We start from the raw sequence: 25721 nt of genomic DNA, 5'->3' as shown, positions 1-25721 counted from the left end.
GGGACATATAAGATGGATTTTCGTTATTTACCGATGACGCAAGAAGATGAACAACAGATGTTGCAGACGATTGGTGCCGATTCGATTGAAGACTTGTTAGCTGACATTCCAGCAAGCGTTCGCGATCAGGGAACGTTAGAAGAAGTGGGCATTCCATTGCCGGAAACCGATTTAATCCGGACGCTCTCGAAACTCGCGGATCAAAACATGAATACTAAACAATACCCGTCTTTCCTTGGAGCTGGTATTTACGATCATTATGCACCTGCTGTCGTCAACCATATGTTACTCCGGTCTGAGTTTTATACGGCCTACACGCCGTACCAGCCTGAAATTTCACAGGGAGAATTACAGGCAATCTTTGAATATCAGACGATGATTTGCGAACTGACAGGAATGGATGTCGCCAACTCTTCGATGTATGACGGGATTACGGCTCTCGCCGAAGCGGCGATGCTGGCATGTGCGCATAAAAAGAAAAAAACGATCGTCTTATCAGACGGAGTTCATCCGGAGGCACATGATGTCGTGCGGACGTATGCGAACGGTCCGGGTCTCGAAGTGGCGACGTTACCGCTCACGCATGGCGAAACGGCAATCGAACAGCTGGAAACGCTCGATGACGTCGCGTGTGTCATCGTTCAATATCCAAACTTCTACGGTCGGGTCGAAGACCTGCAGGCATTAGCGGACGCCACACATGCGAAAGGCGGTCTGTTCATCGTCTCGGCGAACCCGCTTGCGCTCGGTTTGTTGGAAGCACCGGGTAAGCTTGGCGCCGACATTACGATTGGTGACTGTCAACCGTTTGGTATTCCGCAAAGTTTTGGTGGACCAACGTGCGGATACTTCACGACGACAAAAGCGTTAATGCGAAAAATCCCGGGACGTCTTGTCGGTCAGACCGTAGATGAAGAGGGGAAACGTGGATTCGTCTTGACATTACAGGCGCGTGAACAACATATTCGCCGTGACAAAGCGACCTCAAATATCTGTTCGAACCAGGCACTGAATGCGTTAGCGGCTTCGATCGCCATGAGTGCACTCGGTAAACGGGGAATCCGCGAGCTTGCGACCCGTAACCTGCAGACGGCTTATGCCTTGAAAAAATCATTAAGCGAGGCGGGATTCCGCATCATCGATGATGGTCCAAGTTTCAATGAGTTTGTTGTCGAGTTGCCGATTGATGCAAACGAAGCAAGCAAACAGTTGCTGAAAGAAGGAATCATCGGGGGATTACCACTCGGTACGTTCGACGAAAGCCGGACCAATCAAATGCTCGTATGTGCGACGGAATTACGGACAAAAGAAGAACTGGATCACTTCGTGACAGCGTTAGGGGGACTGACTCATGCATAAAACTAGTGAACAGACGTTGATTTTTGAAATCTCAAAAGCTGGTCGTATCGCGTACAGCTTGCCGCTCGCGACAGTCGAAGAAACAGCACCGGAAGAGTTGTTGCCGGCGCACCTGCTCCGTCAAGAAGAAGTGGAATTGCCGGAAGTATCCGAGCTCGATCTTGTCCGTCATTATACGGCCCTGTCAAATCGAAACCACGGGGTCGACTCAGGTTTCTATCCGCTTGGTTCATGTACGATGAAGTACAATCCGAAAATCAATGAAGACATGGCACGTCTTCCGGGCTTTGCCCATATCCACCCGTTACAGCCTGTTGAAAGTGTACAAGGTGCGCTTGGGCTGATGTACGATTTACAAGAAAAACTCGCTGTGATTACAGGGATGGACGAAGTGACGTTACAACCGGCGGCAGGGGCCCATGGTGAATGGACGGGTTTGATGTTGATCAAAGCGTATCATCATGCACGCGGTGATTTTAAACGAACAAAAGTCCTTGTACCGGATTCGGCGCACGGGACGAACCCGGCATCGGCGTCGGTCGCGGGATTTGATACGGTGACGGTTTTATCCGACGAGCGGGGACTTGTTGATTTGGAAGATTTAAAGAGTAAAGTCGGTGACGATACGGCAGCGTTGATGCTGACGAATCCAAACACACTTGGTTTGTTTGAATCGGATATCGTCGAAATCGCCAAAGCCGTTCACGAAGCGGGCGGTAAATTGTATTATGACGGTGCGAACTCGAATGCCATCATGGGGATCGCACGTCCGGGGGACATGGGCTTTGATGTCGTCCACTTGAATCTTCATAAGACGTTTACCGGTCCCCACGGCGGGGGTGGTCCGGGTTCCGGTCCGGTCGGTGTCAAGAAAGATCTGATTCCGTATCTGCCGAAACCGATTGTTGCGAAGACGGAAAACGGCTTTGTCCTCGATTATGACCGTCCGGAATCCATCGGACGCGTTAAACCGTTTTACGGAAACTTTGGCATCAATGTCCGGGCGTACAGTTACATTCGGACGATGGGCGGAGCGGGACTCGCACGTGTCTCGAAGGAAGCTGTCTTAAACGCGAACTACATGCTGGCACGTCTAAAAGGGGCGTATGACGCACCGTATGACGTGTATTGCAAACATGAATTTGTCTTATCCGGCCGCCGTCAAAAAGCACTGGGTGTCCGGACGCTCGATATTGCCAAACGTCTGCTTGATTTCGGCTATCATCCGCCTACGATTTACTTCCCGTTAAATGTCGAGGAATGTATCATGATTGAACCGACGGAAACGGAATCGAAGGAAACCTTGGATGCATTTTGTGATGCCATGCTTCAAATCGCAAAAGAAGTCGAAGAGAATCCGGACATCGTCTTGAACGCACCGCATACTACGGTCGTCAAACGGATGGATGAAACATTAGCTGCACGTAAACCGGTTTTACGGTATCAGCCAAAACAAGAAGTGCGTGTCTAATCAAAAACCATCCCGCGTCTAAGTTGACGGGGATGGTTTTTTTGTAAAGAAAGGGATCAGCTGCGTTTGACTTTTCCTGTCCACTGCTTAAATCCACCTTTTAGTTGGTACAAGTTCGTGTAACCGGCTTTTTTCAACACTTTGGCAGCTTGCGACGAACGCATGTTGCCTTGGCAATACAAATAAATCGGCATGTCCTTACGCAACTCTTTAGCGCGCATCTTCATCTGGCTGACCGGTATGTTACGGGCTCCGATAATGTGACCGCCTTTGAATTCTTGTGTCTCACGGACGTCGACGATTTGTGCTTTCCGGTAGTTTGCCCGGAATTCTTCTTGCGAAAGCTTTGTGATTCCTTTGACCGGCATGAAACGCCACGCGATGTAAGCGATTAAGGCTACCCATAAGACGATCGTGATGATTGTACTGATTTCCATATCTAACTTCCAACCCCTTCGTTCATATAACATCCTTATCATTATAGTAAACGAAATCGATTTCGGCAATCGACTCGTCGTTGCGCAGGACAGAAAGGGTCTGATACACTAATACGGAAACGTTTTTTGGGGGTGTTCGCTTGATAAAAGAGTGGCAAGTATTGACGACTGAAGGAATGGAACCGGCATTGAACATGGCAATTGACGAGGCGTTAATCGGTTTTGTAGGTCGCGGCGAAGTGGCACCGACGCTTCGTTTTTATTCGTGGGCACCAAGAGGCTTGAGTGTCGGTCATTTTCAGCGGGCGACCAAAGACATCGACCGGCAACGAATCGAAGAACTCGGCATTCCGATCGTCCGTCGGATGACGGGTGGTCGAGCGGTTCTCCATGCTGACGAATTGACGTATAGCATCGTGATTCCGGAAACACTGGAAGGATTGCCGAAAACGGTCATTGAAAGTTATCGGATGCTGACAGAAGGGGTCCGGAAAGGGTATCATCATTTGGGGATTCCGGTCGAGTTTTCGGTTCCGATGACAGCGCAAGAAAAAGAGGAGTTACGAAAACCAAAATCTGCTGTCTGTTTTGATGCGGCGTCGTATTATGAACTGGCAGTCGGAAAACGTAAAGTTGCAGGAAGTGCGCAGGTCCGCCACCAAGGTGTCGTCTTACAACACGGTTCCGTTCCGCTTTCAGTCGATGAAGGGGAATTGTTTGACTGCTTCATCTATGAAGATGAGTCAATCCGTGAACGGATGAAAGCACGTTTTGCCGGGAAGGCGGTTGCCTTAAATGAATTGGCGGGACGGACTGTTTCGTTTGAAGAAGTCCGAGGCGCCTTTTTAAAAGGGTTCGAAGACGCTCTTCAGTTGACGTTCACACCGCTTGAGTTCACAGAACACCAGTGGCAGGAGATTGAACGGTTGGCCGCGAAATACCGTAGTGAAGAATGGAACTGGAAGCGCTAAAGAGAAGGATTGGAAGGTGATGTCGTGCCGACTCCGAGCATGGAAGATTATTTGGAACAAATCTATATTTTAATTGAGGAAAAAGGATATGCCCGAGTTTCTGATATCGCGGAACTACTGGGTGTCCACCCGTCTTCTGTCACGAAGATGGTGCAGAAGTTAGACCGTGAAGAATACCTTGTCTATGAGAAGTACCGGGGACTGATGTTGACGGCCAAGGGACGTAAAATCGGAAAACGTCTCGTGGAGCGTCATGCCTTATTGGAAGATTTTTTACGGCTTGTCGGGGTAGAGGAATCATTGATCTACAAAGATGTTGAAGGAATCGAACACCATATCAGCATCGAAGCGTTGGATAAAATCAATGGGATGATTCAATTTTTTGCCGAGCGACCGGCGTTGCAAGAAGAATTAAAAAAACACCAACAAGTGCACCCAGAAGACTGAGTGTGCTTGTTTTTTGACTTTACAGTTCGAAAAAGGCGAACATTAAACGAATAAATAATGATATAGTACGCTTATTTAGATGGGGATATGCTATACTGACGGTGAAATTCATCAGAGGGGGTGACGGGTGGAGTTTCACCCGGATATGGAAATCGTCATTAAAGAGAAGTTGGTAACGGAGTCAGAACTTGCTGTTAAAGTAAAAGAATTGGCGGCTGCAATTGAACACGATGCGGCGGGGCGTCAGATTGTGTTGGTCGTCGTCCTAAAAGGTTCGATGGTCTTTGCGGCGGACCTGATGCGGGAAATCAAAGGCAGTGTCCAAATCGATACAGTCGCGTGTTCCTCGTATGGTGCCAAAACGGTTTCGTCTGGACGGGTTCAATTGAAAAAAGACCTTGATCTGGATGTCGAAGGAAAATATGTGGTCGTGGTTGAAGACATCATCGATACCGGTCATACGTTGAGTTTTTTGTGTGAACATATGAAACTCCATCAACCGGGCGTCTTAAAAATCTGTACGTTGCTCGATAAGCCGGCCCGGCGTGAAGTACCGCTAGAAGCGGATTACGTTGGGTTTGAGATTCCGGATTATTTTGTAGTCGGGTATGGAATTGATTGTGCGGAAGAATACCGTAATCTTCCGTACATTGGATGGGTTGAAACCGATTAAGACAACAGTAGCCGCTCTCCCGTTGTGGAAGAGCGGCTACTGTTTATTATTAATATTAAAAAGCACGTTTTTTCTTTTTGCCTTTTTTGCCTTCTATGACCGTCAAATGAGGTCCTTTTGAGCGATCACGAAGTGGCCGGACTTTGTTCGACGTTGCAGGTTTTGCTGATTTGACCGGTTTTTTCTTGAAATCGGTCCGACGTGGCGCCTGATCACGTTTCCCGTGCAGTTTTTTTGACTGCGCGACAGATTTCCGGTACTGGGAGTTCGCGCCGCTGCTGACACTATTGCGTGTCAGGAATTTAAACAGCAAGAAGATAATTCCGGCTGTGATTGCAAAAAACAGTAATTGTGAAAACAGACCACCAGGATCATTCGCAAGCTTATATCCAAAGCCGACAAAAGCGAACAGCAACACGACAAGTGCAAATGTAGAGCCAATCCGTTGTCTAATCATATTATCACCCCTGTTATCAATTAACCAAGTGCATTCTCATGTAGGTTATGTTCCTGTTTTTCGAGTGCTTCAAACGCATAAATCGCAACCTCGATCTGAGAATCGTCCGGTTCTTTTGTCGTCAAGTATTGTAACCAAAGGCCAGGCAAGGCGATGACGCGTAATCCTTTAATGTTCTGTGCCTTATTCGTCAACTGTAAAACTTCAAAAGAGAGACCGATGACGACAGGTAAAAGGGCGATTCGACAAACAAGACGCAACCAAAGTGGATCGGTCGGGACAATTAAATAAACGAAAAAGCCGACGATGACAGTGAAAATCAAGAAGCTTGAACCACACCGGTAATGAAGACGGCTGCTTTTACGGACGTTTTCGACCGTCAACGGTTGTCCGGCTTCAACACAGTTGATGACTTTATGTTCAGCACCATGGTACTGAAACAATCGCTTAACGAGCGGGGTCAAGGAAATCAGATACAGGTAACTGAACAACAGCGTCAACTTGATCAATGCTTCCAGAACGTTTTGAATGAAGTGACCAGACAGTTCCGGAAAATAGCTGAACAAGGAAGCCAGGAAAGCAGGTAATAACGTAAAGAGCAACTTTCCGAAGAAAAAGGACAAGACTCCGATAAAAGCGACGCCCAGCCATTTTGTCAATTGACCTTGGTGCTGTTCTTCAGGTTCCTCTTCACCGGGGTTGACGCCATAGCGGTCACTGGCGAAATTCATGTGACTTGCACCATTCGCAGAGGATTCAACGAGAGCAAACAAGCCGCGCAGCAACGGAATTTTTTTACCGGCTGCAATCCGGGGGCGAAGCGGTTTCTGTTGTTCAAACGTTTCAATCGTATCATCGTTTCGCCGGATCGCCGACACGGCATGGGTCGCATTCTGAAACATGACCCCTTCGACGATGGCCTGTCCACCGACAGGGGCTTTAGCAGTTTTCATAGAGAAACGCATCCTATCTGAAGTAAAGTATCGTGTATCGTCAGTTTACTTGATTTGTCGAAAAAAGACTACGGCGAGCTGTCAAAGTAGATTGAAAATTTAGGAGTCGGAAAACGACTTATGATACAATAACAAGGACAATCTGGAGGTGATGAGATGCGGATCTTCGTCTTGAATGGACCGAACTTGAATTTACTTGGAACACGGGAACCGGATACATATGGCAGACAGACGTTATCGGATTTGGAAGATCGGATGCGGGAACGTTTTCAACAGGTGAACTTTCGGTTTGCCCAATCAAATCATGAAGGGGAACTGGTTGATCTTTTGCATGAAGCACGCGGATACGACGGCGTCGTCTTGAATGCCGCTGCCTACACGCATACGAGCATCGCCCTGCGTGACGCAATTGCTGCGATTGATGTACCGACGATTGAAGTTCATTTGTCGAATGTTCATGCACGTGAAGCATTTCGGCATCATTCGATGCTGGCGCCGGTTTGCCGAGGTGTAATCAGCGGATTAGGGATGACGGGGTACTTGTTGGCTGTTGAGGCACTGATTCATCCGTCCATCTAACATAAGGGGGAAAAGACATGAAACATCGTATTGAAGCACTCCAAGCGGCTCTAAAAGAACGTGATTTACCGGGTCTGCTCGTGACAAAAGCGGAAAACATCCGTTATATCTCCGGGTTTACGGGTTCGAGCGGTGCCTGTCTCGTAACAGGAGAACAAGCCTATTTCGTAACGGATTTCCGTTATACGGAACAAGCTGCTGATCAAGTAAAAGGGATGGAAATCGTGCAAATCGAACGTTCAATTCCGGAGACGATGGGTGAGTTGATGGCGGGTGCACGCGTGCGGGCCGTCGGTGTCGAAAAAGATGCGATGACCCTCGGTTCGTTCGAAGCGTTTGATCAAGCTTCGGCAATCGAGCTCGTGCCGACGACGGGAATCGTCGAAAACCTACGCTTGATTAAGGATTCTTCAGAGATTAAGATGGTTAAGGAAGCGGTGGAGTTAGCGGATGCAACGTTCCATCACATCTTGACGTACATTCAGCCGGGAAGAACAGAACTGGAAGTATCAAATGAATTGGAATTCTTCATGCGTAAACAAGGGGCAACCTCTTCATCATTCGATACGATCGTCGCATCGGGTTACCGTTCGGCATTACCGCATGGCGTGGCGAGTTCGAAAGTCATTCAGACGGGAGAACTCGTGACACTGGATTTTGGGGCGCTTCTCAATGGATACGTATCCGATATCACACGTACCGTCGCCATCGGATCGATCAGTCCGGAGTTACAAAAGATTTATGATACGGTTCTACAAGCACAGCTGGCGGGTGTTGACGGATTACGTCCGGGAATTACCGGAATCGAGGCGGATGCTTTGACACGCGACATCATCAAGGATGCCGGATACGGAGAATACTTTGGTCATTCGACGGGACACGGGATCGGTCTGGAAGTGCATGAAGGACCGGGACTTTCATTCCGTTCGGAAACGAAGCTGGAGCCGGGAATGATCGTTACGGTCGAACCGGGCATTTATGTGCCGCAAGTCGGCGGATGTCGGATTGAAGACGACGTCTTGATCACCGAGACAGGGCGCGAAATTTTGTCTTCTTCTCCAAAAGAACTCATCACACTTTAAAACGGCAAGATCAACATTTAGGAGGAACTTTTTATGGTATCAGTAAACGATTTAAAAACAGGACTTACAATTAAGACGTCAGACGGAATGATTTGGCAGGTGCTTGAATTCCAACACGTTAAACCAGGTAAAGGGGCAGCATTCGTCCGGACGAAAATGCGTAACATCCGTAACGGAAACATCCAAGAGATGACATTCCGTGGTGGTGAACGTGTCGAGCGTGCCCACATCGAGCGGAACAAGATGCAATACCTCTATCCGATGGGCGAAACATATGTCTTCATGGATACAGAATCATATGAGCAGTTGGAATTGACGACTGCACAAGTCGAAGCGGCGCTCCCGTTCCTTCTTGAAAACATGGAAGTTCAAATCGCTGTCTACAATGGTGAAATCCTCGGAATCGAGTTGCCGAACACGATCGTCATGACGATTGTCGAAGCAGAACCGGGCGTCAAAGGCGACACGGCTTCAAACGTTAAGAAAAATGCAACGGTTGAGACGGGACATATCATTCATGTACCACTCTTCATCGAAGCAGGAGAAAAAGTAACAGTTGATACACGTACTGGTGATTTTACAGGGCGTTACAACGGATAATTCAGCTCAAACAACGCCCGTTCATCTTCGGATTGAATCAACGGGCGTTTTTTTCATTTTGCCTCGACTTGCGTCCTTTGGTATGACCAGTTAATATTAGTATTTGAGTAGACATTAGCACCTGGTATAATATTAAAGTATAATGTTACAGGTGAATGTTGAGATAGGGGATGAATGATAAATGAAAATTGATCAGTTAAAGCAAGTACTCGAAATGTTAGATCAGTCGAGCGTCAATGAACTTTCTCTTGAAACCGATACGTATAAGTTAAAATTAAAAAAACAAAATGATAGCGTCGTCGTTTCACATCAAGCGCCGGCACCAGTCGCGGCTCCGGCTCAACCTGCCGCACCGGTCGCAGAAGCAGCACCTGAAGAAAATGTAGTGTCGGAAGCCGATACCGTGACGATCAATGCGTTGATGGTCGGAACGTTTTATTCCCGTCCGAATCCGGACAAACCGTCTTTCGTCAAAGTCGGCGATCAAATCGAAGTCGGTCAAGTCATCTGTGTTCTTGAAGCAATGAAATTATTTAACAATCTAAACTCGGAAGTAGCCGGAACGGTCGTCGAGATTCTCGTCGCAGACGGAGATCTTGTTGAATTCGGACAACCACTCTTCCGGATTCGTCCGTAAGCGGGGTGATGGCAATGGAGAAACTTTTAATAGCGAACCGAGGCGAAATTGCGGTCCGGATTATTCGGGCAGCCAAAGAACTTGGAATTCAGACGGTTGCCGTTTACTCGACAGCAGATCGTGAAGCACTGCATGTCCGTCTGGCAGATGAAGCGTACTGCATCGGGGATGTGAGTTCGACGGCCTCATACTTAAACGTCACGAACATCTTAGCCGTTGCGACGAACCGGAATGTGACGATGATTCACCCGGGATACGGATTCCTGGCGGAGAACGTTGACTTTGCTGAAATGTGTGAAGCTTGCGGAATCAAGTTCGTCGGACCGACGTCTGATGCGATTCGCCAGATGGGGATCAAGGATGTTGCGAAACAAACGATGATTGCCTGCGGCGTACCGGTCGTACCGGGTTCGGACGGAACGGTCACGGATGACGAAGCGATGCAATTAGCCGACGAGATCGGCTATCCGGTCATCATCAAGGCAACAGCAGGTGGGGGAGGACGCGGTATTCGTGTCGCGCGTTCGAAAGAAGAACTCATCGTCGGACTGGATGAAACACGCCGTGAAGCCAAACAAGCTTTTGGTAACAGTGACGTCTACCTCGAACGCTTCATCGAAGAGTTCCGTCATGTTGAGGTGCAAGTGCTCGCGGACCGTCATGGGAATGTCATTCACCTCGGGGAACGGGATTGTACCGTCCAGCGGCGGATGCAGAAATTAATCGAGGAAGCACCGTCTCCGGCCGTCAGCGCTGAAACACGTCTGAAGATGGGCGAAGCGGCCGTCAAGGCGGCGAAAGCAATCGATTACACAGGAGCCGGAACGATTGAATTCATCTTCGTGGAAGAAACGAATGAATTTTTCTTCATGGAAATGAATACCCGGATTCAGGTCGAACATCCGGTAACGGAGATGATTACAGGATTTGATCTCGTTCAAGCGCAACTCCAGGTGGCACTTGATCACCCGCTGGCTGTTCAACAACAAGACATTGAATTCCGTGGTCATTCGATTGAGTGTCGGATCAATGCGGAAGATCCGGAACATGACTTCCGTCCGCATGCCGGTCGCGTCACACAGTACGTTGCTCCAGGTGGCATGGGTGTTCGGATCGACAGCGCTGTTTATCCGGGCTATATGATTCCACCTTATTACGATTCGATGGTCGCGAAACTGATTGTGCATGCCGAAACACGGGAAGAAGCATGTGCGAAAATGGAACGGGCTTTATCTGAATTTTGGATTGAAGGTGTCAAGACGACGATTCCATTCCATCAAAAGGTACTGGCGCATCCGGTATTCCGTCGGGGTACGTTTACGACGAAGTTCACGGAACGTGAACTGAAGGCTGAAATCGTGAAGTAATGGAATGACGGGAGAGGTTTGATTTTGCTCCCGTCTTTTTGGCGTTCTCTATATTTTTTGAAAAAAGAATGTGCTAAACTAATTGATTGAGAACGATAAAAAAAGGAGCACGTAAAATCATGATGAAAAGACATATGGCACGCGAACTCGCAGTACAGTCTTTGTTCCAAATGGAACTCTCGGATCTGTCTGCACAAGAAGCCATTGAATTCGCAGTAGAAGGTAAAGAATATGATGCATTTGTAACACGATTAGTGGAAGGTGTCGAAGCAAACAAACCGGAAATCGATCAAAAGTTGCGTGCTGCGCTCGTTAACTGGTCATTTGAACGTCTCGGTAACATCGAACGGACGATTCTTCGTCTGGCTGTCTATGAACTGTTATTTGAAACTAAAATTCCAGTCCGGGTAACGATCAATGAAGCGATTGAATTGACGAAAGCTTTTGCTGACGAAGAAGCAACAAAAATTGTCAACGGAGTATTAGGAAAAGTGGCACAAGAGGTTGAACAAAACGGTTTGAAAGAAAATCCGCAAAGCAACTGAACGTAAAAAGAGAAATTGGATCAGGCAAAGAGTGAAGTGAATATTTTTGGGGGAGTGGACAAAATCATGGCAGTCGTAATCGATGGGAAACAAGTGGCACAATCGTATCGTTTGAAACTGAAAGAAGAGGTCGCACGTCTAAAAGAACAACGTATTCAACCGAAGCTAACCGTCATCTTGATCGGCGAAGATCCGGCAAGTCAATCCTACGTCCGGGGGAAAGAAAAAGCCGCACAGGAGATCGGTATGGATTCCGACTTGATCCGTTTACCGGCAGAGACGACCGAGTCGGAACTACTTCACTTGATTGAACGATTAAACGTGGATGCCAGTGTTCACGGAATTCTCGTTCAGCTGCCATTGCCGCAACACATCGATGAGAGTAAGGTCATCTTTGCGATTGCTCCGGAAAAAGATGTCGATGGGTTCCACCCGGTATCAGTCGGCAAGATGATGATTGGTGAGCCGACATTCCTGCCGTGTACACCAAACGGGATTCTCCATCTCGTCAAAGAAATGAATGTGCCGATTGCCGGACGTCATGTCGTTGTGGTCGGTCGAAGTCAAATCGTCGGCAAACCGGTCGGGATGCTGTTTTTAAATGAGTCAGCCACGGTGACCTATTGCCATTCGAAAACGGCGGATCTCGCTGCCATGACACGTCAGGCGGACATCCTGATTGTCGCTGTTGGTGTTCCAAAATTAATTACGGCCGACATGGTCAAGCCGGACGCGGTCGTCATCGATGTCGGTGTCAACCGGGTGGACGGCAAGTTAGTCGGTGACGTCGAATTTGAAACGGTTCAAGAGGTCGCATCGATGATTACACCTGTGCCGGGTGGTGTTGGACCGATGACGATTACGATGTTGCTCCACAATACGATTGAGGCGGCAAAATGACGGATCCGCTTCAGGTTTCGGAACTCGTGAATTACGTGAAACGGGAATTAGAAAGCGATTCGTTGCTGCAACAAGTCCAGGTGGTGGGAGAAGTGTCGAACTTTAAACGACACTCTTCCGGTCACCTTTATTTTACGTTGAAGGATGAACAGTCAAAAATGAAGGCGGTCATGTTTGCCCGCGATGCCAGTCGCGTCAAAACCGACGTGCGTGACGGGGCGCGTGTCGTCCTGACGGCACGCCTGTCCGTTTATCTGGCGTCAGGCGAGATGCAGTTATACGTCGAGCGGATGATGGAAGACGGGGTTGGGGCGCTGTATGAAGCCTATGTCCGTCTGAAAGATGATCTTGAGACCCGTGGTTGGTTTGAAGAGTCACTGAAGCAACCGTTGCCGACATTGCCGGGTAGAATCGGCATCGTCACATCGCCTAAAGGTGCTGCTTTGCACGATATTGCGACGACATTACGCCGGCGTTATCCGCAAGCGGCAATCATTTTTGCCCCCGTCCTCGTTCAAGGCAAGGAAGCCGTCCCGCAAATCGCGCGTGCGATTCAGCTGATGAATGAACATCAAGCATGTGATGTCATGGTTATCGGTCGAGGCGGTGGCTCGATTGAAGAACTCTGGGCATTCAATGAAATCGATGTCGTGACGGCGATTCATGAATCGAACATCCCGATTGTCTCGGCCGTTGGTCATGAAACGGACTTTACAATTGCGGATTTCGTGGCGGACGTGCGGGCTGCGACACCGACTGCAGCGGCAGAGCTTGTCACACCGGAAGCTGCGGAGCTCGAGAAGCGTGTCGCTGACCTGAAGCGTCGTCTGACCCGTAATTATGACCAATACATCAAAGAACGGAAAGACCGCGTCACCCGCCTTGCCGGAAGCTACGGTTTGAAATCTCCGCGTGTCCTGTTAGGATTAAAACAAGAACGCCTGGACCGGGCGGAGATGGGACTTAGTCGGATCAGCAAACAGATGATGCAGGTAAAGCAACAGGCGTTAGGTGATGTATCGAAACGGTTGCAACGAATTCCGCTTCGGGAACGTTTGTCGGATCAAGGGCGTGAACTGATCCGGACCCGGAAACAATTGGAGCGGATTCATCATGTCATGCGGTCGAAACAGGAACGACTGTACCAAATGATTGCCCGTCTCGATTCGGTCAGTCCGACCCAAGTGCTCCTGCGCGGGTATACGTATGTCGAACAGGACGGACAACTCGTCCGTTCAGTCCACCAATTGTCAGATCAGACCTTCCGGGTTCAGTTTCATGACGGAAGTATCCTAGCGAAACGAGAGGATGAAGATGAAGATGGAAACGGAACAAACCTTTGAAGCGGCGTTAGAGCGTTTGGAAGAAATCGTTGAATTGCTGGAAGAAGGCGATGCACCGCTCGAGCAAGCGATGGTCTTGTATGAAGAAGGGGTCAAACTGACTGCCCTTTGCCAAGGGAAACTGTCAACAGCTGAAAAACGACTTGATCAAATCTTGGAGCAAGATGGCACGTTACGAGAAAAAGGGGGATCACAATGATTGTTTTGACAGAGTGGAAAACGCAAGTCGAACAGGCACTCGAAACGTTCATGAACCGGTTGGATGCACCGGACCGTCTGCGGTCAGCGATGCGTTATTCGCTTGATGCGGGAGGGAAACGTGTGCGTCCGGCATTGATTTATGCTGTTCTTGATGCATACGGTGTCGACCGGAAGACAGGTGATGCAACGGCGGCAGCACTTGAGATGATCCATACATATTCGCTGATTCACGACGATCTACCGGCGATGGATGATGATGATATGCGTCGTGGACGACCGACCAATCATATCCAGTATGACGAAGCAACGGCGATTCTTGCAGGCGATGCCTTGCTGACAAACGCTTTTACGTGTTTACTGGAAACACAGGCATCGGCAGAAGTCAAAGTGAAGCTCGTTGAACGCTTGGCAACAGCAGCGGGTGCTGCTGGAATGGTGGGCGGACAACTGGACGATATGCTCGGCGAACGCGGTGGCATTAACGACGCACAGGAATTAGAGTCGATCCACCGCCGGAAAACAGGCGCATTGTTGATCTTCGCAGTCGAAGCAGGCGGGATTTTGGCCCAAGTCACAGACGCGGATATTACCCATTTGAAACGCTACGGACGTCATCTCGGGATTGCGTTCCAAATTCAAGACGACATCCTCGATGTGACCGGAGATGCAGAAAAAATCGGGAAACCTGTCGGAAGCGATGAAGGAAACGATAAAGCGACTTATCCGAAGTTACTTGGTCTCGATGGCGCGAAGCGGGCACTTGCAGCACAAGTGACGGCGGCGAACGAAGCGATTGAAGCTCTTTCCGTCGAAGCAACACCCCTCAAGGAACTACTCGACTTTGTCGTCAAGCGCGACCATTAAGATGGACGGCGCCATGCGCCGTCTTTTTTTTATGTGCCGGTAATGTGGCGTTCGAAAGATTGTTCTAGTACAATGTAGGGTACAAACCATATAAGAATGTAAGGGAAAGAGGCGGTAAGGTATGAAGTTGACAGAAATACAGGATCCGTCATTTTTAAAGCGCATGTCAGTCTCGGAATTAGAAGTATTTGCGGGCGATATTCGACGCTTTTTGATTGAAGAGTTAGCAACGACGGGTGGACATTTGGCACCTAACCTGGGTGTCGTTGAACTGACATTAGCCCTGCATCGGGAATTTGATAGTCCGAACGATAAATTCGTTTGGGATGTCGGGCATCAAGCGTATGTGCATAAAATCTTGACCGGACGTGCAGGACAGTTTGATACGTTACGTCAACATAAAGGACTATGCGGTTTCCCGAAACGTAACGAAAGCATCCATGATGTCTGGGAAACAGGTCACAGTTCGACATCGCTCTCAGCTGCGATGGGGATCGCCGTATCCAATGAATTAAAAGGGAACGATGATCGGGCGATTGCGATCATCGGTGATGGCGCATTGACAGGCGGTATGGCGCTTGAAGCACTCAACCATATCGGAGCGGAACAACAAAATGTCATCGTCATCTTAAACGACAACGAAATGTCGATCGCACCGAACGTCGGCGCGATGCATCAGATGTTAGGTCGGATCCGGTCGTCGCGTAAAGTACGCTACGCGCAGGATGAGCTGGAAACCTTGATCAAAAAAATTCCGTTGATTGGCGGGAAACTTGAAAAAGGCGGAGAAAAAATCAAAGAAGCCGTCAAAGGGGCACTTGTTCCGGGGATGTTCTTTGAAGAGCTTGGTTTTAACTATTATGGACCGGTCGACGGTCATGATTTAGATGATTTGATTGAACAGTTGAACTACGTCAAAAAAGAAGAAGGACCTGTCCTGCTTCACGTCATCACGAAAAAAGGAAAAGGATACCGTCCTGCCGAGTACGACGGAGTCGGCACGTGGCATGGTCTCGGACCTTATAAAATCGAGTCCGGAGAAGTCATCAAAGGGAAGTCAAAAGCACCGAGCTATTCGTTTACTGTTGCCGACACGCTGACGAAAATGGCACGTGACGAAGACAAGCTGACATTGATTACACCAGCGATGAGTGTCGGATCAAAACTCGATTGTTTTGAAAAAGAATTCCCGAACCGGATGTTTGATGTCGGGATTGCCGAACAACACGCGGTCACGTTTGCCGCCGGGCAAGCGACGCAAGGAATGAAGCCGGTCGTTTCGATTTATTCGACGTTCTTCCAACGCGCCTATGATCAATTGGTCCACGATGTGGCCCGTCAAAATCTTGACGTGACCTTCACGATCGACCGTTCAGGACTTGTTGGTGCTGACGGCGAGACACACCAAGGGGTCTTTGACATCGCCTTTATGCGTCATGTGCCAAACATCCGCATCGTCATGGCGAAGGATGAAAATGAGTTACAGCATTTACTGTATTCCGCTGTTAAATACGAAGGTCCGATTGCCGTCCGTTTCCCGCGTGGTGAAGGAATCGGTGTCACGATGGACGAAACACTCCATGAGATTTCGCTTGATACATGGGAAGTGGAACGCGAGGGAACCGATGTCGCGATCATGGCATTTGGTCCTCAAGTGCAAGATGCGTTGAAAATCGCAGAACTTCTTGAAGGTGATCTGTCGGTTCGTGTCATTAACGCCCGGACGATCAAACCACTGGATGAAAAAATGTTGGATGCGTTATATGCAGAAGGGATTCCGCTCGTGACACTTGAAGAGGCTGTCCTGAAAGGCGGATTTGGTTCCGCAGTTCTTGAGCATGCCAACGAACAAGAAGCTTTCCCGCGTGTTAAACGCTTTGGTATTCCAGACTGGTATATCGAGCATGGCGGTGTCAACGAATTGCTAGAAGAGATCGGCTTATTACCTGGACAAATCGCGGAAGAAGTCCGTTCGTTTGTCAATCAAGGAAAGAAACAGAGTGTGTAACGATTGATGGAAACTGTAAAAAAAATCCGCCTCGACGTCTTGCTCGTCGAGCGCGGTTTATGTGAAACACGTGAAAAGGCAAAACGAACCATCATGGCAGGACTTGTATTTAGTGGCACAGAACGGTTGGAAAAAGCCGGTGAAAAGGTGAAATCCGATATTGATTTGATGGTCAAAGGTCAAGTCATGCCATACGTCGGACGTGGCGGCTTCAAGATGGAAAAGGCGCTCGGCGTCTTTGAGATCGACGTCACTGCCCGGACGGGTCTTGACATCGGCTCTTCGACCGGTGGCTTCACCGACTGTGCGCTCCAAAACGGAGCTGCCCACATGTACGCTTTGGATGTCGGCTCGAACCAATTGGATTGGAAGCTGCGCTCAGACGATCGTGTGACGGCAATGGAAAAAACGAATTTCCGTCATGCGACACCTGATATGTTTCCGGTCCAGCCGAGCTTCGCAACGATCGATGTCTCCTTCATTTCCTTGCGTCTGATTTTACCTCCGTTAAAAACGATTTTAGCGGACGGCGGTGATGTCATTGCTCTCGTCAAACCGCAGTTTGAGGCGGGACGAGACGATGTCGGGAAAAAGGGAATCGTTCGGGATGAACGTATCCACGAGCGGGTGCTGAAAGAAATGGTCGACTTTTTTGTCCGAGAAGGCTTTTACGTCAAACAACTTGATTTTTCACCGATTACCGGTGGAGAAGGCAACATCGAATTTCTTTTACATGCACAGCTCAAGACAGCGGGAATGGATGCTGAAGTGGATCCGCTTGAAACCGTTCGTCTGGCGCATGCTGCCTTGTAAGATCGAATTAATCCGAAAGCAGACTTCGTCATGATGATGGAGTCTGCTTTTGATTTCAGTTCAATAAAAGGGCAAGCATGGACTTTTGTCGAATTATTGGATTACAATAGTATCAGTGAAGAAAAACTGTGAGGTGCAAGGATGACAAAGGGGCAACGGTTAATCAAGATTCGGGAAATCATTACGCAGTCGGAAATCGAGACACAGGATGAATTGGTGGAAGAGCTTCGAAATGCAGGATATAAAGTAACGCAAGCGACTGTTTCACGGGACATCAAGGAATTACACCTTGTTAAAGTACCGCTCAACGACGGTCGTTATAAATACAGTCTGCCCGCTGATCAGCGTTTTAATCCATTAGGAAAGTTACGTCGCTTGCTCGGGGACAGCTTTATCTCGATTGACTCTGCTCAAAATTTGATCGTCATGCATGTATTGCCGGGCAATGCAAATGCACTGGGTGTGCTGCTTGATCATCTGAATTGGACGGAGCTCCTCGGGACAGTGTGCGGAGATGATACAATCCTGATGATTGCACGGAGTGAAGAAGCGGCAGAAGAAGTGACGGAACGTATCTTAGGGATGCTTTAAGGAGTTGACACGATGTTAGCTGAATTATCGATTAAACAATTTGCAATCATTGACCAACTGCAAATCGATTTTAAAAAAGGAATGACCGTCTTGACCGGAGAAACCGGAGCCGGGAAATCGATTGTTCTTGACGCAATCGGGTTATTGATTGGTGGACGTGGTTCTGCCGAGTTCGTCCGGTATGGTGAAGACAAAGCGGAACTCGAAGGTCTGTTCATGATTGAAGACGGTCATATGGCGTATACGTTGGCAGAGGAATACGGCATTGACATGGAAGACGGCATGATCATCTTGCGACGGGACCTGTTTGCTTCCGGTAAAAGCGTCTGCCGGGTGAATCATAAACTCGTGACATTAACGATTTTACGCGAATTCGGACGGGTTCTGGTCGATCTACACGGTCAGCATGAACATCAGCATTTGATGGAGAGTACGTACCATCAGACGATTCTTGATGATTTTGGTCAGGAGACGATCACACCGATTCTCGAGCGTTATCAAGCACGGTTTGAGCAGTACGAAGAAAAGCGGGACGCGTTGCAGGCATTGGCGCAAAGTGAGCAGGAACTCGCACAACGGATTGATCTCTTGTCCTTTCAGACAGAAGAAATCGACAGTGCGAAACTCCGAAAAGGGGAAGAAGAAGATCTGTTGAGCGAACGGAATCGGTTGGCGAACTTCGAGAAGCTGCATGCGTCCTTGAGTGCTGCCTATGACGCGTTGCATGACGAACGGCGGGGGATTGACTCAGTCGGGGATGCGATGCGTGAGCTCCAGCAAGCATCAAGCATCGATGAAGAGTTCTCCGGACAAAGCGATACACTGGCCAATGCGTTTTATGCGTTAGAGGAAGTCGGCTATGCGATTCGCGACCAACTCGAGACACTGGAGTTCGATTCGAACCGGTTGGATGAGATTGAACTGCGGTTATCCGTTTTCCAGCAATTGAAACGAAAATACGGAGCGACGATCGAAGAAGTCATCGCCTATGGCAAAAAAATCAGTGTCGAACTGGACACGATGACGAACCGGGACGAACGGATTGAGAAACTGAAGACGGAAGTCGAACAACTGGAGTCGGAACTGTTTGAGATCGGCGGCGAACTGTCGCAAGCCCGTCGCCAGGCAGCGCTCCTTTTGGGAGAGGCGATCCATCTCGAATTACGGCAATTGTACATGGAGAAGGCACGATTTGAGATTCGTTTCCTGCAAGACGGAAAAACACCGGTCTTACGGAGAAACGGAATTGATTTCGTTGAGTTCTATATCATGACCAATGCGGGAGAGCCGTTTAAGTCACTTGGGAAAGTTGCATCCGGCGGAGAATTATCACGGATCATGCTTGGTTTGAAATCAATTTTCTCGCGTTCGGTCGGTGTGGCGTCCATCATCTTTGATGAAGTCGACACAGGGGTATCCGGACGGGTCGCACAAGCGATGGCCGAAAAAATCTATCGTCTGTCGATCGACAGCCAGGTACTGTGTATCACCCACTTGCCACAAGTGGCTTCGATTGCGGACCAACATCTGTATATCCGTAAAATCGAAGAAACAGACCGGACGACGACACAAGTGAATGTCCTGACGGATTCGGAACGCGGCAATGAGCTTGGACGCATGATTTCCGGGACACATATGACGGATTTGACGTTGCGTCATGCCGAGGAATTGATGGAACAGGCAATGAACATGAAGGAATCGCTTAAAAATGGGGTGTAACGATTGATTAGAGTCGGCATAGCGGACGACAACCGAGAAATGGTCGAATTGATTCGCCAGCATCTCTCTGCGCAAGAAGACATGGAAGTTGTATGCGTCGCATATAACGGCGAAAGCTGCCTTGAAAAATTAGAACAGGTGGAAACCGATGTGCTGTTACTAGACATCATCATGCCGCATCTGGATGGGCTCGGAGTTCTCGAAGCTTTGATGAAGCATAAAAGCAGTCCCGCTGTCATCATGTTGAGTGCATTTGGCAAGGACGAAGTGTCGCAACAAGCTGTTTCCCTCGGGGCCGCTTACTTTTTATTGAAGCCGTTCAGTCTGGATCAGTTGGTCAATAAAATCCGTCTTGTCATCAACGGTGTGCAGTCGACGCAGCCGGAACCCGTCGAATCAAAAGTCGGGACGACTTTACGGGAAATCGGGATTGCTCCGCACATTAAAGGGTTCACGTATCTGAAGGATGCGGTCTTGATGGTACTCGAGCGGGAAGATTTACTTGGATTGATCACAAAAGAACTGTATCCGATGATCGCCAAAAAACATCAGACGACATCGTCGCGTGTCGAACGGGCGATGCGCCATGCCATCAAGTCCGCGTGGAAAGAAGGCATGAGTGAAAACAGTTTATTCGCCGGGCGGATCGAACAACAAAAAAGTCCCAAAAACTCAGAGTTCATCTCGTACGTCTCGAACCATATGAATGGATCGTGAACACGATGAAGGACGTATTGAAATAAGCGGTTGCTTCGGACAAAACAGGTTCGAGGCAACCGCTTGTTTTTCATTTGTAAAAAAGACTGAATATTCATTAAATAAATGTTGCATAAACTAAAATGTTTGTTATAATAAAGGTACCAAATGATTTGGAAAGACGTCAGATGAACGTCGAGTCGAACTGGTTCCCGGAAAACCGTTCAACACCCATCATCTCAGGACGCCACCTGTAAACGGCTCAAGAATGAAGGACGACATTCTCTTGGTAGTACGTCATACCAAGGCACTTCATGTCTTTTCCAGATGAGACATCTCGAATCGATGTGAGACTCCACGATTTCGAAGCAAGGGAAAAGTGGAAGGTAACGTAAATTAAACGTCCACAGCAATACGAACACCAAGCACGACCAGCAACAAGTACAGTTCGTGAAAAGGAGTGTTGTCTAGCAGTGAATGTTAGCAACCGAATGATCGACTGCGTTAAGCGGATGACATTATGCTTCACCTAGGTCCAAGTAAAGTCAGATGATGGAGTAGCTTCATCTTTCTATCGATCGCTCGATAGCCAGATCTGATTTCTTTCAACCTCTTCATTAAGAGGACCACCTATGGTTTTGAAGTACACGAATAGTTCTACTATGAGAGGAGTTCATCCGTAAGTGAAACCAACTTTATATGAATAAAAGGTCCCGCGCTTGAAATGAGTTCAAGAGATGGGGACCTTTTTGTGTGCTTATTTTTTGGGGTTTTGATAACGATCCGATACTTTTCCTCGCTTACGGTCGCGATAAAAGACGTAACCGGCCACAAAACCAATCCCGCCAATGGCCAAGACTAATCCGGTGAAACCTTGTAACACATATACATAGGCAGAATCCCCGAGATACCGGAAGGGGAACTGGGCTTTTAAGAACACACTGTCCCGCATCAGCTTGATGCCGATTGCACCGATGACGCCGGGAATGAATAAAGATAATAAACCGATGATTCGCATGATTGTGACCCCTTTCCAAGCGTATTGTATCAGAAAATGAACAGGACTGCGAATTGGATTTGCCCTCCTGTTTTAATACAGGTAGGATAAAGGTGTAAGCAGTTTCAAAGGGGGAATCAAAATGCATCATCTATTGATTGTTGGTGCGGGGCAGGGAGGAACCGAAGTGCTTCATGCATTTCAGCGTTCCCCTTTGTTGACGGTCATCGGGGTCGTCGACTCGAATGAACAAGCCGCAGGAATAAAACTTGCGAAACGAGGACAGATTCGTGTCGAAACGACATGGACTGCTTTTCAAGGAACGGATATTGACTTTATTATTGATGCGACAGGAGAACAAGGTGTCCTGGAGCAATTGATCCAGTTTTTCCCGCAGGCTGCTGTTTTGCCGGGAGAATTCGTTCGTGTCCTGCTCGAGCGTCTTGCAGAAAAAGAGCGGATGTTAGAAGCGATCATTTATTGTACAAGTGAGGCGATCTCAGTTGCCGACCAAGCCGGTGAAACAATGTTGATCAATCCGGCCTATACCCGCATGACAGGCTACACGGAGCAGGATGTCATCGGAAAACCCGCCAGTGCCGATATCGGGATGCAAGAATCAGTCCATTTGCGTGTACTCGAAACGGGGGAGAACGTCCGCGATGCACGGATGAAGATTGGCCAGGACCGGCGCGACATCATCGTCAATGCGGCGCCGGTCGTCGTCGACGGACAGGTCAGGGGATCAGTCGGCGTCATCCGGGATATATCCGAGATGAAAGCATTGGCAAAAGAACTGAAAGCGGCCCGTCAAAAAATCCGGACACTCGAAGCGAAATATACGTTTGACGACATCATCGCGGAAAGCGAACCGATGCGTTTTGTCGTGGATCAAGCCAAATTAGCAGCGACGATGCCGGTCAATGTCTTGATTCGTGGTGAATCCGGAACGGGTAAAGAATTGTTTGCCCATGCGATTCATGCAGCCAGTGACCGGAAATATGAACAGTTTGTCCGGGTCAATTGTGCAGCGATTGCGCCGAGTCTGCTTGAAAGCGAATTGTTTGGTTATGAAGAGGGAGCTTTTTCCGGTGCACGCCGCGGGGGGAAACGGGGATACTTTGAAGAAGCCCACGGCGGGTCTTTGTTCTTAGACGAGATTGGAGAATTACCGCTCGATGTCCAGGCCAAATTGTTGCGTGTCCTGCAAGAAAATGAGGTCGTCCGGGTCGGAGGGACAAAAGCGATTCCGGTCGACGTCCGCATCATTGCGGCGACCAATGCCAATTTAGAACAAAAAATCATCACCGGTGAATTTCGGGAAGATTTGTATTACCGGATCAACCGCTTGCCGATTCACATACCGGCTTTACGGGAACGTCCAGATGATTTATCTCCACTGTCGACGCATTTACTGCGAAAACTCAATCAAAGTTATGGTCGGACGGTCGAACGGATTTCAGAAGATGCGTTTGAAGCGATTCGAAAACAGACGTGGAAAGGCAACGTGCGCGAATTGGAAAACGTCATCGGGCGCGCCTTGATCTTTACGGATAAAGCAGAACGGGTCTTGCGCAAAGGACATTTACAACTTGTTGTTCCGACGACACCGAAACGGTCGGAACGTCCAAAAAAAGAAATCAAACACTTGTCTGACGAGATGTCTTATGTAGAGGAACAGTTGATCCGGGAGGCGCTCGAAGCCGTCAACGGAAATAAAACGGAAGCCGCCAAACAACTCGGCATCTCCTTGCGGGCACTGTATTACAAAGTCGAACGGTTTAACATTCAATGCTGAATTGCATATTTTTGCGTGCAAGATATTGCAAAAAGTGCAAAACCATGCAAAATTAAAGAAGAAGAAGACAGACATGACAAGCATTATGGTTTGGCACGAAAATTGCTAGTAAATAAAAGAACGACAGGTGAGGGGGGAATAAGTTGAGATTTGATGTAATGGTCCAGCAAGCAGCACGTCTGGAGGATTCCGTTGTAGCCATCGCCTCAGCGGACGATGAGGAAGTCATGGATGCAGTGTCGCTTGCAATCGAAAATGAGTTGGCTCGTTTTCATTTGTTCGGGGATGCGACACGGATTCAACAGATGATTCACGACCGGCGATTGGATGAATCCCAATTCGTCATCACACACACAGCAACAGCTCAAGAAGCCGCAGAACGGGCAGCTTATGCTGTGCGTAAAGGGGATGCGGATGTCTTGATGAAAGGGCTTGTTCCGACGGCAACGTTCATGAAAGCCGTTCTGAACAAAGAAACCGGTTTACGGTCAGGCAACGTCTTGTCCCATGTCGCCCTGTTTGAAGTACCAGGGCGTGACACGGCGATTGGGCTGACGGATGCAGCCATTCACATTGCTCCGACACTGGAAGATAAAGTCCATATCATCGAAAACGGTGTAACGGCACTGCGGGCGATTGGGTATACATTACCGAAAGTGGCGGTGTTGGCGGCTGTCGAAGTCGTCAATCCGACCATGCAGGCGACCATTGATGCCGCTTTGCTGACACAGATGAATCGACGCGGACAGATTAAGGATTGCCTTATTGACGGTCCACTTGCATTAGACAATGCCGTCAATTTAGAAGCGGCGAAGCAAAAGGGGCTGACAGGAGACGTTGCGGGGGCAGCGGATCTTCTTGTCGTCCCTCAGATTGAAGTCGGAAACGTGATTTATAAATCATTGATGTATTTTGCACATGCATCGGTCGCTGCCATCTTGGTAGGGGCGAAGGCTCCCGTTGTCTTGACGAGTCGCGCCGATACAGCAGAAGCAAAATTATATTCCTTGGCCTTTGCCTTACTCAATGCGCAACCAACTAAAAAGATCAAGCAGACAATCTAAGGGGGAACTCACAATGGTGGAAACAAATGTAGAAGCACGATTCAGTATCTTTGAAACGATGACGATGGAAGATTATGAACAGGTCGTCTTTTGCCATGATAAAGTCTCAGGTCTGAAAGCGATCATTGCCATTCACGATACGACACTCGGACCGGCTCTCGGCGGACTCCGTATGTGGAACTATGCCTCTGACGAGGAAGCGTTGATTGACGCCCTTCGTTTGGCAAAAGGAATGACGTATAAAAACGCGGCAGCCGGACTCAACCTCGGCGGTGGAAAAGCCGTCATCATCGGTGATGCGAAAACACAAAAATCAGAAGCGCTATTCCGCGCATTTGGTCGTTACGTCCAATCGTTAAACGGTCGTTACATTACAGCGGAAGACGTCAACACGACGGTCGCCGACATGGATTACATCCACATGGAGACAGATTTCGTAACAGGAGTCAGCCCGGCGTTCGGTTCGAGCGGCAACCCGTCACCGGTCACGGCGTACGGCGTTTACCGCGGGATGAAGGCAGCAGCGAAAGAAGTATATGGTACAGATTCGTTGGGTGGTAAAACGATTGCGATTCAAGGTGTCGGGAACGTCGCCTTTAACTTATGCCGCCACTTGCATGAAGAAGGGGCAAAACTGATTGTCACGGACATCAACCAAGACGCTCTACGCCGTGCGGAAGAAGCGTTTGGCGCACTTGTCGTCGGACCGGACGAAATCTACAGCGTCGATGCGGATATTTTTGCTCCATGTGCCTTAGGTGCAACACTCAACGATGAGACGATTCCGCAATTGAAAGTTAAAATCATCGCCGGGGCAGCAAACAACCAGCTCAAAGAAGACCGTCACGGTGACATGTTACAAGAACGCGGAATTCTTTACGCACCGGACTTCGTCATCAACGCGGGTGGTGTCATTAACGTCGCCGATGAACTCGACGGGTACAACCGCGAGCGGGCAATGAAAAAAGTGGAACTTGTCTATGATGCCGTCTCAAAAGTCATCGAGATCGCGAAACGTGATCATCTGCCGACATACCGGGCAGCAGAAAAAATGGCGGAAGAACGGATTGCGACGATGGGCAGTGCGCGGAGCCAGTTTTTACGTCGTGATAAAAACATCCTGGGATCACGCGGATAAGAGGAGGAGTT

At 48.7% G+C, this 25721-nt stretch carries 27 protein-coding genes; 23 read left to right on the top strand and 4 right to left on the bottom strand.

All coding sequences use genetic code 11. The features are described from left to right. Positions 1 to 12: 12 nt before the first annotated feature. On the top strand, positions 13 to 1359 hold the full coding sequence (gcvPA, locus tag P397_RS0112435; RefSeq protein ID WP_028106759.1) for an aminomethyl-transferring glycine dehydrogenase subunit GcvPA: 1347 nt from the start codon (positions 13 to 15) through the stop codon (positions 1357 to 1359). Continuing rightward, complete coding sequence (gcvPB, locus tag P397_RS0112430) at positions 1352 to 2830, top strand: aminomethyl-transferring glycine dehydrogenase subunit GcvPB (RefSeq protein WP_026833573.1); 1479 nt, start codon at positions 1352 to 1354, stop codon at positions 2828 to 2830. The genes gcvPA and gcvPB overlap by 8 nt, the downstream gene beginning before the upstream one ends. 56 nt (positions 2831 to 2886) lie before the next feature. On the opposite strand, the gene P397_RS0112425 is transcribed toward gcvPB, so the two are convergent. Then, the gene (locus P397_RS0112425; RefSeq protein ID WP_026833572.1) at positions 2887 to 3267 is read right to left on the bottom strand and encodes a rhodanese-like domain-containing protein; all 381 of its coding nucleotides are present in this window, start codon (positions 3265 to 3267) and stop codon (positions 2887 to 2889) included. A 140-nt stretch (positions 3268 to 3407) separates the two neighbouring features. On the opposite strand from P397_RS0112425, the gene P397_RS0112420 reads away from it, so the two are divergent. From P397_RS0112420 to hpt, 3 genes are all read left to right on the top strand, one after another. Beyond that, positions 3408 to 4238: a lipoate--protein ligase family protein gene (locus P397_RS0112420; RefSeq protein WP_081776991.1), complete on the top strand. Its 831-nt coding sequence runs from the start codon at positions 3408 to 3410 to the stop codon at positions 4236 to 4238. A 24-nt stretch (positions 4239 to 4262) separates the two neighbouring features. Further along, positions 4263 to 4685: a transcriptional regulator MntR gene (gene mntR / locus P397_RS0112415; RefSeq protein ID WP_028106757.1), complete on the top strand. Its 423-nt coding sequence runs from the start codon at positions 4263 to 4265 to the stop codon at positions 4683 to 4685. 145 nt (positions 4686 to 4830) lie between these two features. Further along, positions 4831 to 5358, top strand: coding sequence for a hypoxanthine phosphoribosyltransferase (gene hpt, locus P397_RS0112410; protein ID WP_026833569.1), 528 nt, complete (start codon positions 4831 to 4833; stop codon positions 5356 to 5358). Between the two features lie 55 nt (positions 5359 to 5413). On the opposite strand, the gene P397_RS0112405 is transcribed toward hpt, so the two are convergent. Further along, entirely contained in the window at positions 5414 to 5815 is a 402-nt protein-coding gene (locus P397_RS0112405; protein WP_028106756.1) for an SA1362 family protein, read from the bottom strand. A gap of 20 nt (positions 5816 to 5835) precedes the next feature. Then, entirely contained in the window at positions 5836 to 6768 is a 933-nt protein-coding gene (locus P397_RS0112400; protein WP_026833567.1) for a DUF1385 domain-containing protein, read from the bottom strand. Between the two features lie 156 nt (positions 6769 to 6924). Between P397_RS0112400 and aroQ the strand changes: the two genes are divergently transcribed. The 15 genes from aroQ (at position 6925) to spo0A (ending at position 20734) form a co-directional block, all read left to right on the top strand. Further along, on the top strand, positions 6925 to 7347 hold the full coding sequence (gene aroQ / locus P397_RS0112395) for a type II 3-dehydroquinate dehydratase (protein ID WP_026833566.1): 423 nt from the start codon (positions 6925 to 6927) through the stop codon (positions 7345 to 7347). A 17-nt stretch (positions 7348 to 7364) separates the two neighbouring features. Beyond that, positions 7365 to 8429 carry a M24 family metallopeptidase gene (locus tag P397_RS0112390; protein WP_028106755.1) on the top strand — a complete coding sequence of 355 codons (1065 nt, stop codon included), beginning with the start codon at positions 7365 to 7367 and terminating at the stop codon, positions 8427 to 8429. Between the two features lie 33 nt (positions 8430 to 8462). Next, entirely contained in the window at positions 8463 to 9029 is a 567-nt protein-coding gene (gene efp, locus P397_RS0112385; RefSeq protein ID WP_026833564.1) for an elongation factor P, read from the top strand. Positions 9030 to 9210: 181 nt separating this feature from the next. Further along, a complete protein-coding gene (gene accB / locus P397_RS0112380; protein ID WP_028106754.1) occupies positions 9211 to 9666 on the top strand; it encodes an acetyl-CoA carboxylase biotin carboxyl carrier protein in 456 nt (151 codons plus the stop codon). 14 nt (positions 9667 to 9680) lie between these two features. Continuing rightward, complete coding sequence (gene accC, locus P397_RS0112375; protein ID WP_235183993.1) at positions 9681 to 11033, top strand: acetyl-CoA carboxylase biotin carboxylase subunit; 1353 nt, start codon at positions 9681 to 9683, stop codon at positions 11031 to 11033. 119 nt (positions 11034 to 11152) lie between these two features. After that, a complete protein-coding gene (nusB, locus tag P397_RS0112370; RefSeq protein ID WP_081776045.1) occupies positions 11153 to 11578 on the top strand; it encodes a transcription antitermination factor NusB in 426 nt (141 codons plus the stop codon). 66 nt (positions 11579 to 11644) lie between these two features. Then, positions 11645 to 12478, top strand: coding sequence for a bifunctional methylenetetrahydrofolate dehydrogenase/methenyltetrahydrofolate cyclohydrolase FolD (gene folD / locus P397_RS0112365; protein WP_081776044.1), 834 nt, complete (start codon positions 11645 to 11647; stop codon positions 12476 to 12478). Continuing rightward, a complete protein-coding gene (gene xseA / locus P397_RS0112360) occupies positions 12475 to 13821 on the top strand; it encodes an exodeoxyribonuclease VII large subunit (RefSeq protein WP_028106753.1) in 1347 nt (448 codons plus the stop codon). The genes folD and xseA overlap by 4 nt, the downstream gene beginning before the upstream one ends. Continuing rightward, positions 13799 to 14020: an exodeoxyribonuclease VII small subunit gene (gene xseB / locus P397_RS0112355; RefSeq protein ID WP_035387654.1), complete on the top strand. Its 222-nt coding sequence runs from the start codon at positions 13799 to 13801 to the stop codon at positions 14018 to 14020. The genes xseA and xseB overlap by 23 nt, the downstream gene beginning before the upstream one ends. Beyond that, positions 14017 to 14886 carry a polyprenyl synthetase family protein gene (locus P397_RS0112350; RefSeq protein ID WP_026833557.1) on the top strand — a complete coding sequence of 290 codons (870 nt, stop codon included), beginning with the start codon at positions 14017 to 14019 and terminating at the stop codon, positions 14884 to 14886. Before xseB ends, P397_RS0112350 begins: the two co-directional genes overlap by 4 nt. Before the next feature lie 121 nt (positions 14887 to 15007). Continuing rightward, on the top strand, positions 15008 to 16894 hold the full coding sequence (dxs, locus tag P397_RS0112345) for a 1-deoxy-D-xylulose-5-phosphate synthase (protein ID WP_026833556.1): 1887 nt from the start codon (positions 15008 to 15010) through the stop codon (positions 16892 to 16894). A 6-nt stretch (positions 16895 to 16900) separates the two neighbouring features. Continuing rightward, positions 16901 to 17707 (top strand): TlyA family RNA methyltransferase, encoded by an 807-nt coding sequence (locus P397_RS0112340; RefSeq protein WP_028106752.1) that lies wholly within the window; start codon positions 16901 to 16903, stop codon positions 17705 to 17707. Between the two features lie 141 nt (positions 17708 to 17848). Beyond that, complete coding sequence (ahrC, locus tag P397_RS0112335) at positions 17849 to 18298, top strand: transcriptional regulator AhrC/ArgR (protein WP_026833554.1); 450 nt, start codon at positions 17849 to 17851, stop codon at positions 18296 to 18298. A gap of 12 nt (positions 18299 to 18310) precedes the next feature. Beyond that, positions 18311 to 20017, top strand: a complete 1707-nt coding sequence (recN, locus tag P397_RS0112330) for a DNA repair protein RecN (RefSeq protein WP_028106751.1) — start codon at positions 18311 to 18313, stop codon at positions 20015 to 20017. 3 nt (positions 20018 to 20020) lie between these two features. Continuing rightward, the gene (gene spo0A / locus P397_RS0112325; protein ID WP_081776990.1) at positions 20021 to 20734 is read left to right on the top strand and encodes a sporulation transcription factor Spo0A; all 714 of its coding nucleotides are present in this window, start codon (positions 20021 to 20023) and stop codon (positions 20732 to 20734) included. A gap of 736 nt (positions 20735 to 21470) precedes the next feature. Here spo0A and P397_RS0112320 read toward each other — a convergent pair. After that, the gene (locus P397_RS0112320; RefSeq protein WP_081776989.1) at positions 21471 to 21731 is read right to left on the bottom strand and encodes a DUF2627 domain-containing protein; all 261 of its coding nucleotides are present in this window, start codon (positions 21729 to 21731) and stop codon (positions 21471 to 21473) included. A gap of 121 nt (positions 21732 to 21852) precedes the next feature. On the opposite strand from P397_RS0112320, the gene P397_RS0112315 reads away from it, so the two are divergent. The 3 genes from P397_RS0112315 (at position 21853) to P397_RS0112305 (ending at position 25710) form a co-directional block, all read left to right on the top strand. Then, the gene (locus tag P397_RS0112315; protein ID WP_026833550.1) at positions 21853 to 23508 is read left to right on the top strand and encodes a sigma-54-dependent Fis family transcriptional regulator; all 1656 of its coding nucleotides are present in this window, start codon (positions 21853 to 21855) and stop codon (positions 23506 to 23508) included. Between the two features lie 143 nt (positions 23509 to 23651). Continuing rightward, positions 23652 to 24572 carry a phosphate butyryltransferase gene (gene yqiS, locus P397_RS0112310; RefSeq protein ID WP_028106748.1) on the top strand — a complete coding sequence of 307 codons (921 nt, stop codon included), beginning with the start codon at positions 23652 to 23654 and terminating at the stop codon, positions 24570 to 24572. Positions 24573 to 24585: 13 nt separating this feature from the next. Continuing rightward, a complete protein-coding gene (locus tag P397_RS0112305) occupies positions 24586 to 25710 on the top strand; it encodes a Glu/Leu/Phe/Val family dehydrogenase (protein WP_026833548.1) in 1125 nt (374 codons plus the stop codon). Positions 25711 to 25721 lie beyond the last annotated feature (11 nt).

The organism is Exiguobacterium undae DSM 14481, assembly GCF_000620805.1.
In the GTDB taxonomy this organism is placed as follows: domain Bacteria; phylum Bacillota; class Bacilli; order Exiguobacteriales; family Exiguobacteriaceae; genus Exiguobacterium_A; species Exiguobacterium_A undae.
The sequence above is the reverse complement of the archived record's forward strand: the minus strand, read 5'-3'. Positions and strand labels throughout refer to the sequence as shown.